General features: G+C 71.5%; 19 protein-coding genes. 14 read left to right on the top strand and 5 right to left on the bottom strand.

Features of this window, described 5'->3' with window-relative positions; all coding sequences use genetic code 11:
* Positions 1–39: 39 nt before the first annotated feature.
* The 4 genes from panD (at position 40) to ACIBN2_RS19380 (ending at position 1,877) form a co-directional block, all read left to right on the top strand.
* Positions 40–459, top strand: coding sequence for an aspartate 1-decarboxylase (panD, locus tag ACIBN2_RS19395; protein ID WP_399135692.1), 420 nt, complete (start codon positions 40–42; stop codon positions 457–459).
* 32 nt (positions 460–491) lie between these two features.
* Complete coding sequence (locus tag ACIBN2_RS19390) at positions 492–845, top strand: GNAT family N-acetyltransferase (protein ID WP_399135691.1); 354 nt, start codon at positions 492–494, stop codon at positions 843–845.
* Between the two features lie 149 nt (positions 846–994).
* Positions 995–1,153, top strand: a complete 159-nt coding sequence (locus tag ACIBN2_RS19385) for a hypothetical protein (RefSeq protein WP_399135690.1) — start codon at positions 995–997, stop codon at positions 1,151–1,153.
* Between the two features lie 55 nt (positions 1,154–1,208).
* Positions 1,209–1,877, top strand: coding sequence for an aspartate/glutamate racemase family protein (locus ACIBN2_RS19380; RefSeq protein WP_399135689.1), 669 nt, complete (start codon positions 1,209–1,211; stop codon positions 1,875–1,877).
* A gap of 448 nt (positions 1,878–2,325) precedes the next feature.
* Here ACIBN2_RS19380 and gndA read toward each other — a convergent pair whose 3' ends face one another.
* Positions 2,326–3,765, bottom strand: coding sequence for an NADP-dependent phosphogluconate dehydrogenase (gndA, locus tag ACIBN2_RS19375; protein WP_399135688.1), 1,440 nt, complete (start codon positions 3,763–3,765; stop codon positions 2,326–2,328).
* Positions 3,766–4,044: 279 nt separating this feature from the next.
* Here gndA and ACIBN2_RS19370 point away from each other — a divergent pair, with 279 nt between their 5' ends.
* On the top strand, positions 4,045–5,223 hold the full coding sequence (locus ACIBN2_RS19370; RefSeq protein ID WP_399135687.1) for a transglycosylase family protein: 1,179 nt from the start codon (positions 4,045–4,047) through the stop codon (positions 5,221–5,223).
* Here the strand turns inward: ACIBN2_RS19370 and ACIBN2_RS19365 are convergent.
* A complete protein-coding gene (locus ACIBN2_RS19365) occupies positions 5,213–6,373 on the bottom strand; it encodes a DMT family transporter (protein WP_399135686.1) in 1,161 nt (386 codons plus the stop codon). The genes ACIBN2_RS19370 and ACIBN2_RS19365 overlap by 11 nt on opposite strands.
* A gap of 191 nt (positions 6,374–6,564) precedes the next feature.
* Between ACIBN2_RS19365 and ACIBN2_RS19360 the strand changes: the two genes are divergently transcribed.
* The 7 genes from ACIBN2_RS19360 to ACIBN2_RS19330 all read left to right on the top strand — a co-directional run bounded on the left by ACIBN2_RS19360 (position 6,565) and on the right by ACIBN2_RS19330 (position 15,735).
* Positions 6,565–7,377, top strand: a complete 813-nt coding sequence (locus tag ACIBN2_RS19360) for a (2Fe-2S)-binding protein (RefSeq protein ID WP_399135685.1) — start codon at positions 6,565–6,567, stop codon at positions 7,375–7,377.
* Between the two features lie 38 nt (positions 7,378–7,415).
* On the top strand, positions 7,416–8,567 hold the full coding sequence (gene glgA / locus ACIBN2_RS19355; protein WP_399135833.1) for a glycogen synthase: 1,152 nt from the start codon (positions 7,416–7,418) through the stop codon (positions 8,565–8,567).
* A gap of 88 nt (positions 8,568–8,655) precedes the next feature.
* Positions 8,656–9,876 carry a glucose-1-phosphate adenylyltransferase gene (gene glgC, locus ACIBN2_RS19350; RefSeq protein ID WP_399135684.1) on the top strand — a complete coding sequence of 407 codons (1,221 nt, stop codon included), beginning with the start codon at positions 8,656–8,658 and terminating at the stop codon, positions 9,874–9,876.
* A 142-nt stretch (positions 9,877–10,018) separates the two neighbouring features.
* Positions 10,019–12,349: a GH92 family glycosyl hydrolase gene (locus ACIBN2_RS19345; RefSeq protein ID WP_399135683.1), complete on the top strand. Its 2,331-nt coding sequence runs from the start codon at positions 10,019–10,021 to the stop codon at positions 12,347–12,349.
* Positions 12,350–12,495: 146 nt separating this feature from the next.
* Positions 12,496–13,830: a wax ester/triacylglycerol synthase family O-acyltransferase gene (locus ACIBN2_RS19340; RefSeq protein ID WP_399135682.1), complete on the top strand. Its 1,335-nt coding sequence runs from the start codon at positions 12,496–12,498 to the stop codon at positions 13,828–13,830.
* 105 nt (positions 13,831–13,935) lie between these two features.
* On the top strand, positions 13,936–15,429 hold the full coding sequence (locus ACIBN2_RS19335) for an SDR family NAD(P)-dependent oxidoreductase (RefSeq protein WP_399135681.1): 1,494 nt from the start codon (positions 13,936–13,938) through the stop codon (positions 15,427–15,429).
* A 72-nt stretch (positions 15,430–15,501) separates the two neighbouring features.
* The gene (locus ACIBN2_RS19330) at positions 15,502–15,735 is read left to right on the top strand and encodes a hypothetical protein (RefSeq protein WP_399135680.1); all 234 of its coding nucleotides are present in this window, start codon (positions 15,502–15,504) and stop codon (positions 15,733–15,735) included.
* 17 nt (positions 15,736–15,752) lie between these two features.
* On the opposite strand, the gene ACIBN2_RS19325 is transcribed toward ACIBN2_RS19330, so the two are convergent.
* From ACIBN2_RS19325 to ACIBN2_RS19315, 3 genes are all read right to left on the bottom strand, one after another.
* On the bottom strand, positions 15,753–16,559 hold the full coding sequence (locus ACIBN2_RS19325; RefSeq protein ID WP_399135679.1) for an SDR family oxidoreductase: 807 nt from the start codon (positions 16,557–16,559) through the stop codon (positions 15,753–15,755).
* A 25-nt stretch (positions 16,560–16,584) separates the two neighbouring features.
* The gene (locus ACIBN2_RS19320; protein ID WP_399135678.1) at positions 16,585–17,034 is read right to left on the bottom strand and encodes a hypothetical protein; all 450 of its coding nucleotides are present in this window, start codon (positions 17,032–17,034) and stop codon (positions 16,585–16,587) included.
* A gap of 123 nt (positions 17,035–17,157) precedes the next feature.
* Positions 17,158–18,270, bottom strand: coding sequence for an ABC transporter ATP-binding protein (locus ACIBN2_RS19315; RefSeq protein ID WP_399135677.1), 1,113 nt, complete (start codon positions 18,268–18,270; stop codon positions 17,158–17,160).
* A gap of 377 nt (positions 18,271–18,647) precedes the next feature.
* Between ACIBN2_RS19315 and ACIBN2_RS19310 the strand changes: the two genes are divergently transcribed.
* Positions 18,648–18,821: a hypothetical protein gene (locus ACIBN2_RS19310; protein ID WP_399135676.1), complete on the top strand. Its 174-nt coding sequence runs from the start codon at positions 18,648–18,650 to the stop codon at positions 18,819–18,821.
* A gap of 57 nt (positions 18,822–18,878) precedes the next feature.
* Positions 18,879–19,361 (top strand): GNAT family N-acetyltransferase, encoded by a 483-nt coding sequence (locus tag ACIBN2_RS19305; protein ID WP_399135675.1) that lies wholly within the window; start codon positions 18,879–18,881, stop codon positions 19,359–19,361.
* The last annotated feature ends 18 nt before the right edge of the window (positions 19,362–19,379 follow it).

Genomic DNA, 19,379 nt, shown 5'->3' with positions numbered 1-19,379 from the left:
TGGCCATATCAGGCAGGGAGCGGATTTCGGGAGCACTGAATGCTGCGCACCATGTTCAAGTCCAAGATCCATCGAGCCACCGTCACGCAGGCCGACCTGCACTACGTGGGATCGGTGACCATCGACGCCGACCTGCTCGACGCCGCCGACCTGCTGCCCGGCGAGCTGGTCCACATCGTCGACATCACCAACGGCTCGCGGCTGGAGACGTACGTCATCGAGGGCGAGCGGGGCTCGGGTGTGATCGGGATCAACGGTGCCGCCGCGCATCTCGTGCACCCCGGCGACCTGGTGATCATCATCAGCTACGCTCAGGTGACCGACGCCGAGGCCAGGGCACTCGAACCCCGGGTCGTGCACGTGGACCGCGACAACCGCATCGCGGCCCTGGGCGCCGACCCGTCCGAGCCGGTGCCGGGCTCGGACCAGGAGCGCAGCCCGCAGGCCGTACGGGCCTGACCTTCACCGACCGTGGGACCAGGAGCGTGCCGATGAGCGACATCGAGATCCGCGACAACCGGGCGGCGGGCCGCCTGGAGGCGACCGGCGACGGCACGGAAGGCGAAGTCGTCGGCCACATCGAGTACTTCGTCCTCGACGCCCCCGCGCGCGCCCTGGTCCCCGTGCACACCATCGTGGAGCCGGCGCACGAGGGGAAGGGCATCGCGGGCTCGCTGGCCCGCGAGCTGTACGCCATCGCCGAACGCGAGGGAATCGTCGTCGCCCCCCTCTGCCCGTACGTCGTCAAATGGGCCGAACGCCACCCCGACGAGGCCCCGGCGGCCGACCCGGAGCTGCTGCGCGCGGCGAAGCACTGGCTGACGGAACACCCGGGCCGTTTCTGACAGGTCGCGTACGGCCCGTCCGATCGACCTTCGATCAACCACCCTCGGCCACGCCCCTCGACCGGACTGCCCCCCTCTGGACCTGTCCGGACTGCGCAGGTGATGACGTAGGCAGGACTCTGGAAGCCAGTGCCGATCGACGAGGCAGCATGGCTGACCAGCAGGGCAAGACGGACCCCATGCTGCTCGACTCGCAGGAGGCCGCGCTCGAACCGCTCGAACCGGACGAGAAGGGCGCCTCGCTGGACGTGGGACCGACACCCGACGTGATCGCCGAGACGGCCGTGCGGCTGCTGCCACGCGCATGAAAACCTGGCACACCACGTCCGCCGCCGTCCTGCCCGTGAAAGGTCCCGCGACCCCATGCTCGCCCTCCTGCACACCTCCCCCCTCCACGTCCCGGTCTTCGACGCCCTGCGCGACGAGCACCACCCGGGCCTGGAGCTACGGCACTTCGTGGACGAGGAGTTGCTGACCCGGGCCCGCCGCGAGGGCCCCGAGGCGGTGGCGGACGAGCTGCGCGCCGTACTGGACACGGCAGTTGGCGAGGGTGCTTCGGCCGTCCTGTGCACCTGCTCCACCATCGGCGGCGTCGCGGAGGCGGCCGCCGCCGCAGTCCCCGTGCTGCGCTCCGACCGCCCGATGGCCGCCGCCGCGGTGGCCGCGGGCCCCCGCATCGTGGTCCTGGCCACGGTGGAGAGCACGTTCGGCCCCACGACGTCCCTGATCCAGGAGGAGGCCCGGCGGGCCGGACGCGCGGTCCGGGTGCGGACCCGGCTCGTCGAGGGCGCCTGGGAGCGTTTCGGGTCCGGCGACACCGACGGCTGCGCCCGTCTCGTCGCGGCCGCGATCGACACGGTCACCGACGCCGACGCGATCGTCCTGGCCCAGGGCTCCATGGCCCCGGCCGAACACCTGACGTCGACCACGGTGCCGGTCCTGTCGAGCCCCCGCCCGGGGCTGGCGGCGGCAGCCCGGATCGGCAAGCGGCAGGCGCCCACTTGGGGCCCTCACCGTCCTACGAGCGGGTGAGTGGGGAGGCGGGCGTCGGGTACGCGGGGGATTAGTCGAGAGCCGACGTCGACCGACTGGCGGGAGGACCCCATGACCGACCCGTACCCCGAGCCCGTGCCACCAGGACCCACACCCGGCGGCCCGGACCCGCAACCCCCCGACCCGTACCCCTCACCGGTCCCGACTCCGCAGCCGCCCGGCCCGGAGCCCACTCCGCCGCCGCAGCCGCCCTCGCCCCCGACGCCCACTCCGCCCCCGGACCCCTCCCCGTCCCCGGTCCCCCCGGGCCCGGAACCGGTCCCGAACCCTCAGCCGGGCCCACCCCTGAGGTAGCAGGCCGGAAAGGGAAAAGCGGTGGGCGAGTGTGAGAACACTCGCCCACCGCAACGCCTTCAGGGGCGCGGGGAACTGCGCGACCAGCCAAGAACAACCGGCACTCGCGCGATCAAAGAACCCCCCCACCCCCCTAGGCGGAAACCTCGGACCGGTCCCCACCCCACAGCGTGTGGAACGCACCGTCCTGGTCCACCCGCCGATACGTGTGCGCCCCGAAGAAGTCCCGCTGCCCCTGCGTGAGCGCCGCAGGCAACCGCTCGGCACGCAGCGCGTCGTAGTACGCCAGCGCCGCCGCGAAGCCCGGCGTCGGAACCCCCTGGCGCGTCGCCGCGATCAGCACCTCGCGCCAGTCGTCCTGCGCGGCCGCGATCTCCTGGGCGAAGGTGTCGTCGGAGAGCAGGCTGGGCAGCTCGGCGCGGGCGTCGTACGCGGCGCGGATGCGGTCCAGGAAGGCCGCGCGGATGATGCAGCCGCCGCGCCAGATCGCGGAGACCGCGCCCAGGTCGATGTCCCAGTCGTACTCGTCGCTGCCGGCCTGGACCTCGTGGAAGCCCTGGGTGTAGGAGACGATCTTCGACGCGTACAGCGCCTGCTCGACGCGGTCGGCGAAGGCCGCCGCCTCGGACTCGGAGAGCGGGGCCGCCTTCGGGCCGGCCAGCCCCCGGGACGCCTCGCGCAGGGCCGCGTGCCCGGACAGGGAGCGGGCGAAGACCGCCTCCGCGATGCCGGACACCGGGACGCCGAGGTCGAGGGCGATCTGGACGGTCCAGCGGCCGGTGCCCTTCTGCTCCGCCTGGTCCACCACGACATCCACGAACGGCTTGCCCGTCGCGGCGTCCACATGGGACAGCACCTCGGCGGTGATCTCGATCAGGTAGGAGTCGAGACGGCCCGTGTTCCAGGTGCGGAAGATGTCGGCGATCTGGGCGGGGGAGTACCCGGCGACGTCGCGCAGCAGCTGGTACGCCTCGCCGATCAGCTGCATGTCGGCGTACTCGATGCCGTTGTGGACCATCTTCACGAAGTGGCCGGCGCCGTCGGGACCGACGTGCGTCACGCAGGGTGAGCCGTCCTTCGCCTTCGCGGAGATCTTCTCCAGCATCGGGCCGAGGGAGTCGTAGGACTCCTTGGGGCCGCCGGGCATGATGCTCGGGCCGTTGAGCGCGCCCTCCTCGCCGCCGGAGACGCCCATGCCGACGAAGTGGATGCCCTGCTCGCGCAGTTCGCGCTCCCGGCGCCGGGTGTCCGCGAAGTGCGCGTTGCCACCGTCGATGATCATGTCGCCGGGCTCCAGGAGCGGGGCGAACTCGTGGATCACCGCGTCCGTGGGCTCGCCGGCCTTGACCATGATGACCAGGCGCCGCGGCCGCTCCAGTGCCGCCACGAACTCCTTGGCGGTCTCGGCCGCGATGAAGTCGCCCTCGTTTCCGAACTCCTCGACCAGGGCGTGCGTGCGCGCCGCCGTCCGGTTGTGCAAGGCGACCGTGTAGCCGTTGCGCGCGAAGTTACGGGCGAGGTTGCGGCCCATGACCGCCAGTCCCGTGACGCCGATCTGGGCTGAAGTGCTCATTCGGTTTGGCTCCTAAGGATCCGTTATCGGTGGTGCCGGTCGTGCCCGTCAGTATCGCCCCACCGACCATCCTGACTTGCCGGTACGCCGTGCGCATGTCCGGGGTGCCCGACGTGCCGCAGGCAGATACGCACCACGGGCCCCACCCGCCTCAGCCGGTGTGCAACTGGCGTGAATGTCTGGGTGCTTGTGTGTTCAGAGCGGCCGATTGCCGCCTTGTCATGGCCTGTTCGGGGCGCTTACTTTTGGCCCTTCTGACGCATGTCGAGGGGGATCTCCATGGCCCTACGCGGCCGGCACCGCCGGTACCAGCCGAACAGGATCAACCGCGCCTCACTCACCGTCACCGCCGGCAGCGCCGGCATGGCGATCCCGCTGATCGGCACCGGCACCGCCCATGCCGCCGACGTGTCCACCTGGAACAAGGTCGCCGCCTGCGAGTCGACCAGCAACTGGAGCGTCAACACCGGCAACGGCTTCTACGGCGGACTCCAGTTCACCCAGTCCACCTGGGAGGCGTACGGCGGCACGAAGTACGCGGCGCGCGCGGATCTGGCCACCAAGGACCAGCAGATCGCGGTCGCCGAGAAGGTCCTGGACGGGCAGGGGCCGCGCGCCTGGCCGGTGTGCTCGGTGAAGGCGGGGCTGGCCCGGGTGGGGGACACCGCGGCCGTCCACCCCGACGGGAGTGCGCGGAGCACCCGGAGCAGCGTCAAGAAGACGTCGGTGCAGGACGTGCAGCCGCAGACCACGCCCCAGTCGCGGGCGGGCAGCGCCGAGATGTACACCGTGGTGCGCGGGGACAGCCTCTCCGAGATCGCCGAGACCGAGCACGTGAGCGGCGGCTGGCACCGGCTGTACGCGGCGAACCGGAAGACCATCGGCGCGGACCCGGACCTGATCCTGCCGGGCCAGCGGCTGAACCTGCACGGCAAGGCCCCCACGACGCACACCACCGGGACGAGCGACTCCTCGTCCACGCACCCCAAGCACCACAAGGCCAAGACGGAGAAGACCTCTTCGGCCACCGAGGAGAAGGCCGGCACCGGCAGCCACGCGCTCGTCGCGCCGGTCCACGGCCCCACCGGCACCCCGTACCACGAGGCCGGCTCCTCCTGGTCGAAGGGCTACCACACCGGCATCGACTTCCCCGTGCCCACCGGCACGACGGTCAAGGCGATCGCCGCGGGCCGGGTGGTCTCCGCCGGCTGGGGCGGCTCCTACGGCTACCAGGTGGTCATCCGGCACGCCGACGGCCGCTACAGCCAGTACGGCCATCTGTCGGCGATCTCCGTGAAGGCGGGGCAGGGCGTCGGTGCCGGGCAGCGCATCGGCCGCTCCGGCGCGACCGGGAACGCCACGGGCCCGCATCTGCACTTCGAGGTGCGGACGGGGCCCGGTTTCGGTTCTGACATCGACCCTGTCGCCTATCTCAGGGCCGGAGGCGTCAGGATTTGACGCGCTCGCGGTGCCGGTCGAGGTCCGGCATCGGGACGTACGAGCCGCCGTAGAAGGGGCCGTAGAAGCGGTAGCGGGCCGGGTCGGCGGCCGGGACGTCGTCCGCGTCGTAGGCCACGGCGAAGACGGTCGGGCCCACCTGGGAGGGGACCAGCGTCTCCTCGCGCGGCACGTCCGCCGACTGCTCCGGGATCGCGGCGAGCAGCTCCTCGACGGGCGTCGGCCCGGAGGCGGACACCACCGCCTCCGGTACGGCCTGCGGCTCCCGTACGGACTGCGGCTCCGGTACGCCCTGCGGCTCCGGCGCGCTCTCGGGGGCGGTGCGCGTGATGCGCTCCGTCGTGAGCAGGATCAGGCCGCCCGCCGCCACCACGCCGCAGCTCAGCGCGAGCGCGGTGCCCGTGGTGCCGTAGCGGAAGGTCTCGTCGAACATCGTGATGCCGACCGCGGCCGCGACCACCGGGTTCACGACGGTCAGCGTGGCCAGCGGGGCCGCGAGGCCCGCGCCGCGGTAGGAAGCCTGGGACAGCAGCATGCCGGCCGTGGCGAAGACACCGATCACGACCAGGAAGGGCAGGTCCGCCGCCGACACGCCGCCGGTCCAGTCGACCGCGACGGTCTTGGTGAACACCGAGGACATGCCGAACGCTATGCCGGACGCGGTGGCGAGCAGCATGCTGCGCACCGCCGGGTGCCGGTGGGCGGCCCGGCCCGCGACCATCAGCGCCACGACCACGCCACCGGAGATGACGGCGATCGCGACCCGCTGGGCCGTGGAGAGCGACTGCGACTCGGAGGAACCGACCAGGGCCAGCAGACCGGCCAGGCCCACGGTCGCCATGATCGCGCCCCGCCAGGCGGTCGCGCCGGCCTTGCGGCCCACGAACAGCGCCGCCATCGGCAGCGCGAACACGATCGTCAGCGCGCCGAGCGGCTGCACCAGGCTGAGCGGGCCGTAGGCCAGCGCCACCACGTGCAGCAGTCCGCCCAGGCCGTTCAGCGCCACCGCGGCCCACCAGGTCGGCCGGCGCAGCGGCGCGTACTGCTGGTCGGGAGAGGACACCGCCACGTGCTCCTGCACGATCGCCCCGCCCGCGTACGCCACGGCGGAGACGAGCGACAGCAGAACGGACAACGCGAGGGCACTCATGAGCTGCTCCTCTGCGTGTGGCGGGGGCGGTGTGCCCCGCGCGACGAACGGTCGGCCTTCATAACCAACACGATGCCTTGCCGATCTCTTCCCGTCGTCGTCCCTGAGCAGTCAATGGGTCCTACTGCCGGTGGAGTACGAATCGGGCGCCGTCCTCCCCAAGGTGGGCGACGACGGGTGGAGATCCCCCAATGGGAACCCCTAGGGCCCCCTGGGTTCCACTGCTTTTCGTGGATCGGGTACTACTGCCCTTCGTGGAGCTCGACCAGGATCTCGCCGCCCTCGGACCGCTCGGCGGCTTCTTCGTACTGCGCACCGGCGGGGCGCCGCAGGGGCCGTTGTCGACGCTCGCCCGCGCGTACGGAAACCAGTCGCCGGACGCTGAATCCGGCGCTAGAGCAGATCCTATTACTTTTCGGGTCGAAAAGGTCGCCCGATCCCTGCACGCACCCGAGTTGCGGATCGCGGCCTCCGTGGCCCAGCAGGGTCTCGCGGCCCGTCTGTGGTCGGTGACGCTGGGCTGCGCCGTCCTTTACGACCGCATCCCCGACCTCGATCCCGCCCTGCTGCACTGGGACCCCGACGCCGCCGCTCCCGACGACCTGTGGCTCTCCGGGGTCCGCGCGCTGCCCGCCCACGCCGCGAGCGTCGCGGACACCGTGCTGCACGGCCACCTCGAGCCGCTGGCGGCGGCCCTGCGCGCCCGCCACCGGATCGCGGCCGGCCTGCTGTGGGGCAACGCGGCCTCGGCCCTGGCGGGCGCCGCCCGGCAGCTGGAGCAGTGGGCGGTCCGGCACGGCCGTACCGGCGACGCGGCCCTTACCCGCGCCCTCACCGCACAACTCCACGCCCACCCCCTGCTGTCCGCCACCGGCACCCTCACCGGCACCGCCTTCCGGCGCCGCAGCTGCTGCCTCTACTACCGCGTGCCCGGCGGCGGAGTGTGCGGCGACTGTTGCTTCCTGCGGCCGCCGCGCTCTTCCCCACGCGACACATCTGGGTGACCATGAGGGAACCGGTCGCCGAGAGCTGGGGGTTGCGGGTGCGAGTGGGACTGCTGACCCGGGAGTACCCGCCGGATGTGTACGGCGGCGCGGGCGTCCACGTGGAGTTCCTCGCCCGGGAGTTGAGCTCCCTGGTCGACCTGGAGGTGCACTGCTGGGGAGAGGGCCGCGGCGTGGGCGTCGTACGCCACCGCCCCTGGGCCGCCCTGGACACCGCCAACGACGCGCTGCGCACCTTCTCCGTCGACCTTGCGATGACGGCGGGCGTCGAGGGCCGCGAGCTCGTGCACTCCCACACCTGGTACGCCAACCTGGGCGGTCACCTCGCCAAGATGCTGTACGGCGTCCCGCACGTGATGACCGCCCACTCGCTCGAGCCCCTGCGGCCATGGAAGGCCGAGCAGCTCGGCGGCGGATACGCCCTGTCGAGCTGGGCCGAGCGCACCGCGATCGAGTCCGCCGACGCGGTGATCGCCGTCTCCGGCGCCATGCGCGAGGACATCCTCGGCTGCTACCCGGCGCTGGACCCCGCCCGGGTCCACATCGTGCACAACGGCATCGACACCACGCTGTACCGCCCCGACCACGGCACCGACGTGCTGGAGCGCATCGGCCTGGACGCCAAACGCCCCTTCGTCCTGTTCGTCGGCCGCATCACCCGGCAGAAGGGTGTGCCCCATCTGCTGCGCGCGGTGCGGGACATCGACCCGTCCGCGCAGGTCGTCCTGTGCGCGGGGGCGCCCGACACACCGGAGATCGACCGGGAGTTCCGCGAGCTCTACGAGGACCTCGACCGCGTGCGCGAGGGCGTGCACTGGATCCCGCAGATGCTGCCGCGCCCCGAGGTGATCCAGCTGCTGACCCACGCGGCGGCGTTCGTCTGCCCGTCGGTCTACGAGCCCCTCGGCATCGTCAACCTCGAGGCCATGGCCTGCGGGACGCCCGTCGTGGCCTCCCGGGTCGGCGGCATCCCCGAGGTCGTCGACGACGGCAGGACGGGTCTGCTCGTCGACGTGGACGACGACTTCGAGGCGTCCCTCGCGCAGGCCCTGGACACGGTGATCGGCGACCCGGAGACCGCCCGGAGGATGGGCGAGGCCGGCCGGCAGCGTGCGGTGGAGGAGTTCGGCTGGGACGCGGTCGCCCGCCGTACGGTCCGCCTCTACGAGGAGACCCTGAAACAGGACTAGACGCGGAGAACGGCGGTAGTTGTTCGAACAGGCTTACACCGCCCTGGGCAGGGGCAAGCATGGATCAACCACGGTGAGGGGAGCGATCATGCGTCGTGGCGGACCTTCGGTGCTCGGGATCGTACTGGCGGGCGGAGAAGGCAAACGCCTGATGCCCCTGACCGCGGACCGCGCCAAACCAGCGGTCACCTTCGGCGGCACGTACCGCCTCGTCGACTTCGTCCTGTCCAACCTCGTCAACGGCGACATCCTGCGCGTCTGCGTCCTCACGCAGTACAAGTCGCACTCGCTGGACCGGCACATCACCACCACCTGGCGGATGTCCAGCCTGCTCGGCAACTACGTCACGCCGGTCCCGGCCCAGCAGCGGCTCGGCCCGCGCTGGTACCTGGGCAGCGCGGACGCCATCCTGCAGTCCCTGAACCTCGTCTACGACGACGGACCCGAGTACGTCGCGGTGTTCGGCGCCGACCACGTGTACCGCATGGACCCGCGCCAGATGCTCTCCCAGCACATCGAGAGCGGTGCGGGCGTCACGGTCGCCGGCATCCGCGTCCCGCGCTCGGAGTCCTCGCAGTTCGGCGTGATCTCCCCGGGCACGGACGGCCTGTCGGTCGAGCGCTTCCTGGAGAAGCCCGCCGACCCGCCCGGCCTGGCGGACGACCCGGAGTGCGTCTTCGCCTCCATGGGCAACTACATCTTCACCACCAAGGCGCTCATCGAGGCGCTGCAGCGGGACGCCGAGGACGAGCACTCCGTCCACGACATGGGCGGTTCGATCCTGCCCCAGCTCACCGACCGCGGCGAGGCGCAGCTCTACGACTTCAGCGCCAACCACGTGCCCGGCGAGACCACCCGCGACCAGGGCTACTGGCGCGACGTGGGCACGATGGACGCGTACTACGACGCCCACATGGACCTGATCGCCGAGCGTCCCGCCTTCAACCTCTACAACCGGCAGTGGCCCATCTACACCCACTCCAACCAGCTCTCCCCGGCCCGCTTCAACGCGGGCGGCATGGCCAGCGAGTCCATCATCAGCGCGGGCTGCCTCATCCGCGGCCAGGTCACCCGCTCCGTCCTGTCACCCGGCGTCCGCGTCGACCCCGGAGCCGTCGTCCAGGGCTCGATCCTGCACGACAACGTCCACATCGGCCGCGGCGCGGTCGTGCGCGGAGCGGTCCTGGACAAGAACGTCGAGGTGCCGCCGGGTGCGACGATCGGCGTCAACCCCGAGCGGGACGCGGAGCTGTACACCGTCTCCAAGGGCGGTGTGATCGCGCTGGGCAAGGGCCAGGTGGTGTCGTAGACACGTGGACACAGGGCCCGTCACCCCGCCGTGGGTGACGGGCCCTCGGCCGTTTCTGACTTGTCATGTCCCTGGACGGGGAAGCGGAATCCGTGTTGTCATGCCAACTGCTGTTCATGACAACGTTGTTATGGGAGGTTCCGTGCACTTCCCCCGCCGCAGACGGCGGCTGGCTCTGGTGCTCGCCGTGTTGCTCGGCACGGCCGGCCTGACCGCCGTCCCTACCACCGCCCAGGCCGCCGAGCCGGGCGGCACCCACCTCACCGACCTCGTGAACCCGTTCATCGGAACCCAGAACGAGGGCAACACCTATCCCGGCGCGGCCGTGCCCTTCGGCATGGTGCAGTTCTCGCCCGACACCGGCCACAACACCGGCTACGACTACGCGCAGAACCACATCCGCGGCTTCTCCCTGGTCCATCTGTCCGGCGTCGGCTGCGGCCTGGGCGGAGACCTGCCGGTGCTGCCGACGACGGGTGATGTCACACAGACGGACTACGCGAAGTACGCGGCCGAGTTCGGCCACGACGACGAGAAGGCGAGCCCCGGCTACTACGAGGTCGGCCTGAAGACCGGCATCCGGGCCGAACTCACGGCCACCGCCCGCACCGGCGTGCAGCGCTACACCTTCCCGGCCACCGACAAGGCCAACGTCCTGCTGAACGCGGCCCAGTCGCTGCACACCGGGGTGGCCGGCAAGGTCGAGGTCCTGGACAACCGCACCGTGCGCACCGCCATCACCGGCCGCGGCTTCTGCCAGGACACCAAGCCGTACACCGTCTACACGATCACCCGCTTCGACCGTCCCTTCACCACGTACGGCACCTGGGACGGCTCGACGGTGACCGCGGGCTCGAAGACCGGCCCCGGCGGCGCCTACGTCCGTTTCGACACCACCAAGGACCGCACGGTCGAGGCGACCACGGCCCTGTCGTACGTCGACGCGCACGGCGCCGCGATCAACCTCCGCGCCGAGGGCGGCCGTTCCTTCGACTCCGTACGCCACGGGGCGGACCGGGCGTGGGAGAACCGTCTGGACGACGTGCGCGCGCAGGGCGGTGACGACGGTCTGCGGCGGACCTTCTACTCGTCGCTGTACCGGTCCTTCCTGGCGCCGAACATCGGCAGCGACGTCGACGGCCGCTACACCGGCTGGGACCAGAAGATCCACCGGACGAAGGGCTTCACGTACTACCAGAACTGGTCGCTGTGGGACACCTACCGCACCCAGTCCCAGCTGCTGTCGCTGCTCGCGCCCCGCGAGGCCCGCGACATGGCGATCTCGGTGATCAAGATCTCCGAGGAGAGCGGCTGGCTGCCCAAGTGGGGCTACGGCACGGTCGAGACGAACATCATGACCGGCGACCCGGTCACCCCGTTCCTGACCAACGCCTACCAGCAGGGCCTGCTCAAGGGCTACGAGGAGCGGGCGTACCGGGCGCTGCGGCAGAACGCCGACGGGGTGCCGCCCACGGACTCGCCGGCGGTGGGCCGCGAGGCGAACAAGGAGTACATCTCCGAGGGATTCGCGCCGTACATCAAGAACCGCCCCCACGTGAAGCCGGGCGACTCGGACTACGACCACGGCGCCTCGGCGACCCTGGAGTACGCCCTGTCGGACGCGATGCTCGCGCAGATGGCCCGTGACCTCGGGCACGACGCGGACGCGGCGCGCTACGCCGCCCGCGCCCAGAGCTACCGGCACATCTTCGACCCCTCGACCGGCTTCTTCCGCGCCCGTGACGCCTCCGGCGCCTTCACCGGCCCGGCCGACCCGGCGCAGAGCGAGGGCTTCCACGAGGGCACGTCCTGGCAGTACCAGTGGCTGGTGCCGCAGGACCTGCCGGGCATGGTCTCCCTGATCGGCGGCGAGCAGGCCACGAACGACCGGCTGGACTCCTTCTTCGCCTACGGCCAGCTGCTGGCCGACCCCGCGAAGACGGCCCGCGAGGTGTGGGTCAACGGGCCCTACGACTACTACAACGCCGACAAGTACAACCCGCAGAACGAGCCCGACCTCATCGCCCCGTACACCTATCTGTCCACCGGGCAGCCGTGGAAGACGACCGACGTCGTGCACGCGGCGCTGACCCTGTTCACGGACACGCCGACCGGCATGACCGGCAACGACGACCTCGGCACCATGTCCGCCTGGAACGTGCTGTCGTCGATCGGGGTCTTCCCGGTGCAGCCCGGCTACGACACCTGGGGGCTGTCCACGCCCGTCTTCGACCGCGTCGACCTCACCCTGGACCGCCGCTACTACCCGCGCGGTGCCCTGACGATCACCGCGAAGGGCACCTCCGGCACCGACCGGTACATCCAGTCGGCCCGGACGGACGGGAAGTCGTACGACCGGACGTATCTGACGACCGGTTCGCTGCGCTCTCTGCGCTCGCTCGACTTCACGGTCGGCCCGCAGCCGTCTGAGTGGGGTACGTCACCCAAGGCGGCGCCACCTGCGCTGAATTGACCTCAGGAGTCACATGAGTCCCGTCCCTCAACAGGGGGACGGGACTTAATCTGCTGTTAACTGTGCGTAGCCTGATCGTACTTGACCGTAATCTCCCCGGAGAGGTTGACTGCTGGCTCACCCGTCCGTCGACGCGAGGCAAGCCATTGACCACTGACCTGCTCGCTCCACTCGACCTGGCGTTCTGGAACATCGAGTCCGCCGAGCACCCCATGCACCTCGGCGCCCTCGGGGTGTTCTCGGCGCACTCGCCCACCGCCGGCGCCCACGCCGCCGACCTGCTCGCCTCGCGGGCCGCGGCGGTCCCCGGACTGCGGATGCGCATCCGGGACCTGTGGCAGCCCTCGCCGCTCAGGCCGATGTCCTTCGGCAGCGCCAGCCGCGAGCCCGACCCCGGCTTCGACCCGCTCAACCACGTCCTGCTGCACGCGCCCACCGCCGACTTCCACGCCGAGGCCGGCCGGCTCATGGAGCGGTCACTGGTGCGCGGCCGGCCGCCGTGGGAGGCCCATGTGCTGCCGGGCGAGGACGGCGTCTCCTTCGCCGTGCTGTTCAAGTTCCACCACGCCCTGGCCGACGGCCTGCGGGCGCTGACGCTCGCCGCCGCCATCCTGGACCCGATGGACATGCCGGAGCGCAGGCCGCGCCCCGAGGAGCCCAAGCGCGGCCTGCTGCCCGATGTGCGCAAGCTGCCCGGCCTGGTCAGGGGCGCACTGTCCGACGTGGGACGCGCCCTCGACATCGGCGCCTCCGTGGCCGTGTCCAGCCTCGGCATGCGCTCCTCCTCGGCGTTCACCTCCGAGGCCACCGGCACCCGCCGCACCGCCGGCGTCGTCATCGACCTCGACGACGTGCAGCGCGTCCGCAAGACCCAGGGCGGCACCGTCAACGACGTCCTGATCGCGGTCGTCGCCGGCGCCCTGCGCCGCTGGCTCGACGAGCGCGGCGACGGCAGCGACGGCGTGACACCCCGCGCACTCATCCCCGTCTCCAAGCGCCGCCCGCGCACCGCCCACCCGCAGGGCAACCGGCTCTCCGGCTACCTGATACGGCTCCCCGTGGACGATCCCGACCCGCTCGGCCGGTTCGACGCCGTCCGTACCGCCATGGACCGCAACAAGGACGCGGGCCCCAACCGCGGCGCGGGCGCCGTCGCCCTGCTCGCCGACCACGTGCCCGCGCTCGGCCACCGGCTCGGCGGACCGCTGGTCAGCCAGGCCGCCCGGCTCTGGTTCGACATCCTGGTCACCAGCGTGCCGCTGCCCAGCTTCGGCCTGAAGCTCGGCGGCAACCCGGTCACCGAGGTCTTCCCCTTCGCCCCGCTGGCCCGGGGACAGTCCCTGGCGGTGGCAGTCTCGACCTACCGCGGCAAGGTCCACTACGGCCTCGTCGCCGACGCCAAGGCCGTACCCGACCTGGACGTGCTGGCCGCCGCCCTCACCGAGGAGGTGCAGGCCCTCATCACCGCCTGCGGCTCCTGATCGTCCCGGGTTTGGTGGACCGGCCCGGCGCTCCGCTAAAATTCGGCGTTCGAAAGCGAGCGCGACCGGAGCGCCGCGACGAAAGAGCAGGGAACGGCAGCGGCCATGACGGTGACAGACAACGGCTCGGCGATCACGGACGAGATCGTCTTCGGGCCCGGTATCGACCCCGAACGGCTGGCCGTCTGCCTCAGCGTGCTCGAGGAACTCGACAAGCTCGAGGTCGACCACCCGGACGCGATCGCCGTGCGCCGGGCCACCGCGGGCGTCTACCGCACGGTCAAGCAGCGCCGCCGCCAGGAGCGCCGGGCCGCCAAGACCGCCCACGACAAGGCGGTCACGGAGTCCACGGCGACCGGCTCGGCCCAGCGCATCGACGACGAGACCGAGGGTCTGCTGCCGTCGTCGGCCACCGGCGAGGGCAAGCTCGCGGGGATACTCCAGCGCCCGCGCTCCTGCTACACCTGCAAGTCCCGGTTCGTGGAAGTCGACTACTTCTACCACCAGCTGTGTCCGGACTGCGCCCGCGTCAACCGCGTCAAGCGCGACGTGCGCGCCGACCTCACGGGCAAGCGCGCCCTGCTCACCGGCGGCCGCGCCAAGATCGGCATGTACATCGCGCTGCGGCTGCTGCGCGACGGCGCCCACACCACGATCACCACGCGCTTCCCCAAGGACGCCATCCGCCGCTTCAAGGCCATGGACGACTCGGCGCAGTGGATCCACCGTCTGGAGGTCGTCGGCATCGACCTGCGGGACCCGGCGCAGGCCGTGGCCCTCGGCGAGCAGGTCGCCCAGGCGGGCCCGCTCGACATCCTGATCAACAACGCGACGCAGACCGTACGCCGCCTCCCCTCCGCCTACGCCGCCCTGGTCGACGGCGAGAGCGCCCCGCTGCCCGCCGGGGAGCTGCCCGCCCACCACGTCATCGGCGCCTTCAACTCCGGCGCGGTCGACGGCCTGGCCGCGCTGCCGCTGGGCACCGGCGGCCTGGACGCGCAGAAGGTCGCCGACCTCGCGCTGGTCGCGGGCAACGCCAGCGTCGCCCGGCACCTCGACGGCACCGCCATCGACGCCGGCGGCCTGGTCCCCGACGTCGTCGACAGCAACACCTGGGTGCAGACCATCGACCAGATCTCCCCGGTGGAGCTGCTGGAGACCCAACTGTGCAACTACACCTCGCCGTTCATCCTGATCAGCGCGCTGCGGCCGGCCATGGCCGACGCCGCGAAGAAGGCGGCGAGCGGGCGTGCCTACGTCGTGAACGTCTCCGCCATGGAGGGTGTCTTCGGCCGCGGCTACAAGGGCGCCGGCCACCCGAACACCAACGCCGCCAAGGCCGCCATGAACATGGTCACCCGGACCAGCGCCCAGGAGATGTTCCAGGCCGACGGCATCCTGATGACCTCCGTCGACACCGGCTGGATCACCGACGAGCGCCCGCACTACGACAAGCTGCGGCTGGCCGAGGCGGGCTTCCACGCACCGCTCGACCTGGTCGACGGGGCCGCGCGGGTTTACGATCCGATTGTGCGCGGCGAACAGGGCGAGGACCTGTACGGCGTCTTCTTGAAGGACTACGCGCCCGGAAAGTGGTGATCCACGATCGCGCGCGTGGCCCGGCGCCCGTCGGGACCCGGCTCCTGCTGACAACCGCGTCAGGGAGTGATCATGGGGAGTCCGCAGAACATCGATCCGCGAGCACAGCACGATCCGCGCAACCGCTACTCCACCGATGAGCAGTTCTATGCGAACGATCGCCCGAGCCAGTCGGCGCTGCCCGAGGACCGGCCTCGCGGCGGTTCCGGGGGAGATCCCTACAGGCACCCCTGGACGTGGGGCACGATCGCCCTCGTCGTGTTCATCGTCCTGATCATCGCCATGGGCATCGCGCTGTTCCCGTGAGGGAGCCATAGCCACCGTCAGGAACGAGGTGGTGCGTATGACCGAAGAAAGTCACCGACGGCGTACCCCGGCCCGGGGTACGCCGTCCTGACGCGGGTCCCCCCGTCCACCAGCAGATCCGCGCCGGTGATCCACTCCGCCGCGTCCGAGGCCAGCCACACCACGGCTCGCGCGACGTCGTCCGGCTCCCCGATGCGCCCCAGCGGCAGCCCCGCCGCCAGCTCCGCCCCGCCCGGCTCCCACACGAACCGCGCCATCTCGGTGCGCACCAGCCCGGGGGAGACCGAGTTGACCCGCACCTTCGGCGCCAGCTCCCCGGCGAGCTGGGCGGTCAGGTGCAGCAGGGCCGCCTTGCTCGTGCCGTAGGCGCCCACACGGGGGCCGACGTGCCCGGCGCCCTCGGTGCAGACGTTGACCACCGCGCCGCCGTGCTCCCGCATCCACGCCCGCCACGCACACTGCACCAGCCGCAGCGGCGCCTCCACGTTCACCGCGAACGCCTCCCGCCAGGCTTCCGGGTCGACGTCCATGAGCGGCCCGTACGGCTGGTTCGTCGCGGCGTTGTTGACCACCACGTCGATCCGGCCGAACGCGCCCAGCGCCAGCTCCGTGACCGCCCGCAGATGTTCCGGGTCCCCGACGCTGCCGGCCAGCCCCACGCCGCCCAGCTCCTCGGCCGTGTGCCGCACCTCGTCCGCGTCCCGCGCGGTCACGCACACCAGCGCCCCCGCCTCGGCCAGCCGCTCGGCGATCGCGCGCCCGATGCCGCGCGTCGCCCCGGTGACGACGGCGGCCCTGCCCCTCAGCCCGTACGACGACGTCATCGCCGTACCGTCTCATGACGGACCGTCAGTCGACAGCCCCGAGCCGGGAGTTGCGTGCGGCGACCAGTTCCAGCACCGTGCGCCAGTCCTCCAGCACCCCGGCGTCGACGCCGGGGGCGCGGCCCTCCTCGTCCGCCTGGCGCAGACGGGCCAGGTCGTCGTCGGAGGGCCTGCCGGAGCGGTGGTGCTCGCGGACCAGCCGGGCCACGCGCTCGCCGAGCAGGCCGCGCACGGCGTCCGCCGCGCTGCCGGGGTGGGCGGCCGCGTCGCCCGGGCGCAGCAGCGGGCCGATGGCGTGCACCAGGCCCGCCACCTGGAGTTCCTTGTCGGCGGGGCGTCGGCGCCGCAGCAGTGCGGCGGTCTGCAGCGCGTGCTGGTGCAGGTCGACCCGGCCCCTTCGCAGGCCCGGGGCGTCCCACGAGCCCCGGCAGGCGTACAGCAGATCCATCAGCTCTTCGACACTGCGCAGCTCCATGCGTCAGTCCTCCCGCCCTCCCGCAGGACAAGCCGTTGCCGTCCGTCAGCAGATCATGGCCGCCTTGCGATTCGGCCAACGGGACTTGAACTGCGTGGCCTGTTCCGTGCGCCGGGGCGCGGATCAGCTCACGGGTATCGGGTCCTCGGGCAGCCGCTGCCCCGTCACGGCGGAGAAGCAGTGCACGTCCCCGGCGCGGATCGCGACCCGCAGCGCGGCCCCCTTGCCGTAGGTGGGGCGCCCCGGGAGGCGGACGACGATCTCGGTGCGGTCCGGGCCGGAGCGTGCGGTGGTGTGGAGGTAGACGACGGCGCCGGTGTCCTCGACCGTGTCGACGACGAGGTCGAGGCCGGGTGTCTCGCGGTCCTCGCGCGAGAGGAACTCGAACTGCTCGGGCCGCACGCCGAGCACGATCTCGCGGGCGCCGGCCGCCCGCAGCGTGCCGCGGGCCAGGGGTATGTCCAGGGCGCCGAGCCGGGCCCCGTCCGCGGACAGCGGAAGCCGGAAGAGGTTCATCGCGGGCGAGCCGACGAAGCCGCCCACGAAGGTGTTGGCCGGGTGCGCGTAGACCTCCCGCGGCGTGCCCACCTGCTGGAGCAGCCCGTCCTTGAGCACCGCGAGGCGGTCGCCCACCGCCATCGCCTCGAGCTGGTCGTGGGTGACGTACACGGTGGTGATGCCGAGGTGGTGCTGCATCCGGACGATCTGCGCGCGGGTCTCCGCGCGCAGCCGGGCATCGAGGTTCGACAGCGGCTCGTCCATCAGGTAGACCCGCGGGTCACGCACGAGCGCGCGCCCGGTCGCGACCCGCTGCCGCTCGCCGCCCGCGAGCGTGCCGGGCCGGCGGTCGAGGTACTGCTCGATGTCGAGGACGGCGGCGGCGTGTTGAACCCGCTGCCGGGCCCGCGGCCTGGCCATGCGGGCGATCTTCAGGGCGAACCCGATGTTGTCGGCAGCCGACAAATGCGGGAACAGGGCGTAGTCCTGGAACACCATCGCGATGTCCCGGTCCGCGGGCGGAAGATGGGTGACGTCCCGGACGCCGATGAGGACCGAACCCGAGTCGACGTCCTCCAGCCCGGCGAGCATGCGCAGGCAGGTCGACTTTCCGCACCCGGAAGGACCGAGGAGGACCATGAACTCACCGTCCTCGATCGCGAGGTCGAGCGAGTCCACGGCCGGCCGGTCCATCGCCGGGAAGCACCGGGTGGCTCTGTCGAAGGTGACCGACGCCATGACGTCCTCCTCCCGGACGTGTCTCTCGGACCCAGCATGGAACGGGTGTTGGCCGTTCGGCACGCATGTAGGCCGAACGAGTGACAGAAGAGAGGGCTGAAACCCAATAACTTAGGACATTGAGCCCAAGTTTTGAGCCCCATAGAGCGGTCCTCCGCTCATTTGGTTAATCTGGAGCGGACGGACAGCTCCACCGGGTCCCACCCACACCCACGTCCGTCCCGGGGCAAGCCGGTTCACAGCGGCCTGTTCTCAGACGAGTTGCAGGCGCCACCGCGTCCGAACTGCTTTCGACTCACACCTGAGCGGGCGTCAGGCGCCGGACCGCCGAGTGGCCGGCACGCCCCGAGGGTGACCCGACACATAAGGAGTGCGCGGTGACACCAGAGAAGACGAATCGCGAACAGCGCCCCAAGGAACGCACGGAGCGCGCCGGCCGGCAGCCCGGCGAGATCGGCAGCCTGGACGTGTGGGCCCGCTCCGCACCGATCCGCCTGGCAGGCTACGAGGACGACCTGGCCGAGCCCCACATCCTGCCCAGCGTGGACTGAGCCACCCGGCAGGATCCTCGCGATCGCCGACCGCATGGGCGTGCCAGACTCACGCCCATGCAGATCAGAGAAGCCGCGGCCGACGACTGGCCGCGGATCTGGCCTTTCTGGCACCGCATCGTCGCCGCCGGCGAGACCTACACATGGGACCCGGACACCTCCGAGGAGGCCGCCCGGGCCCTGTGGATGAACCCCGCCAAGCGTGTCTACGTCGCCGAGGACGAAACCGGCGTCGTCGTCGCGTCCGCCTTCGTCACTCCCAACTACGGCGGCCCCGCGGCCCACATCGCCAACGCCGGCTTCATGGTCGACCCCGACCAGGCCGGCCGTGGCTTCGGCCGCGCCCTCGCCGGACACATCCTGGCCGCGGCCAGGTCCGAGGGCTTCGACGCCATGGTCTTCAACGCCGTCGTCGAGACCAACCCGGCCGTCAAGCTGTGGCTGTCACTCGGCTTCACGATCCTGGGCACGGTGCCGGACGCCTACGACCATCCCCGGTACGGGCGAGTGGGGCTGCACGTGATGCACCGGGCGCTGTAGGGCGGCAGGCCCCGGCAC

This window comes from Streptomyces sp. NPDC050534, assembly GCF_044457745.1.
GTDB lineage: Bacteria > Actinomycetota > Actinomycetes > Streptomycetales > Streptomycetaceae > Streptomyces.
This window is presented reverse-complemented; position numbering and strand designations above follow the sequence as displayed.

Bases quoted from the DNA above. Each gene is read 5' to 3' on its own strand.
- panD (WP_399135692.1), top strand. From the start codon at position 40: ATGCTGCGCACCATGTTCAAGTCCAAGATCCATCGAGCCACCGTCACG.
- ACIBN2_RS19390 (WP_399135691.1), top strand. From the start codon at position 492: ATGAGCGACATCGAGATCCGCGACAACCGGGCGGCGGGCCGCCTGGAG.
- ACIBN2_RS19385 (WP_399135690.1), top strand. From the start codon at position 995: ATGGCTGACCAGCAGGGCAAGACGGACCCCATGCTGCTCGACTCGCAG.
- ACIBN2_RS19380 (WP_399135689.1), top strand. From the start codon at position 1,209: ATGCTCGCCCTCCTGCACACCTCCCCCCTCCACGTCCCGGTCTTCGAC.
- gndA (WP_399135688.1), bottom strand. From the start codon at position 3,765: ATGAGCACTTCAGCCCAGATCGGCGTCACGGGACTGGCGGTCATGGGC.
- ACIBN2_RS19370 (WP_399135687.1), top strand. From the start codon at position 4,045: ATGGCCCTACGCGGCCGGCACCGCCGGTACCAGCCGAACAGGATCAAC.
- ACIBN2_RS19365 (WP_399135686.1), bottom strand. From the start codon at position 6,373: ATGAGTGCCCTCGCGTTGTCCGTTCTGCTGTCGCTCGTCTCCGCCGTG.
- ACIBN2_RS19360 (WP_399135685.1), top strand. From the start codon at position 6,565: ATGGGAACCCCTAGGGCCCCCTGGGTTCCACTGCTTTTCGTGGATCGG.
- glgC (WP_399135684.1), top strand. From the start codon at position 8,656: ATGCGTCGTGGCGGACCTTCGGTGCTCGGGATCGTACTGGCGGGCGGA.
- ACIBN2_RS19335 (WP_399135681.1), top strand. From the start codon at position 13,936: ATGACGGTGACAGACAACGGCTCGGCGATCACGGACGAGATCGTCTTC.
- ACIBN2_RS19330 (WP_399135680.1), top strand. From the start codon at position 15,502: ATGGGGAGTCCGCAGAACATCGATCCGCGAGCACAGCACGATCCGCGC.
- ACIBN2_RS19325 (WP_399135679.1), bottom strand. From the start codon at position 16,559: ATGACGTCGTCGTACGGGCTGAGGGGCAGGGCCGCCGTCGTCACCGGG.
- ACIBN2_RS19320 (WP_399135678.1), bottom strand. From the start codon at position 17,034: ATGGAGCTGCGCAGTGTCGAAGAGCTGATGGATCTGCTGTACGCCTGC.
- ACIBN2_RS19315 (WP_399135677.1), bottom strand. From the start codon at position 18,270: ATGGCGTCGGTCACCTTCGACAGAGCCACCCGGTGCTTCCCGGCGATG.
- ACIBN2_RS19305 (WP_399135675.1), top strand. From the start codon at position 18,879: ATGCAGATCAGAGAAGCCGCGGCCGACGACTGGCCGCGGATCTGGCCT.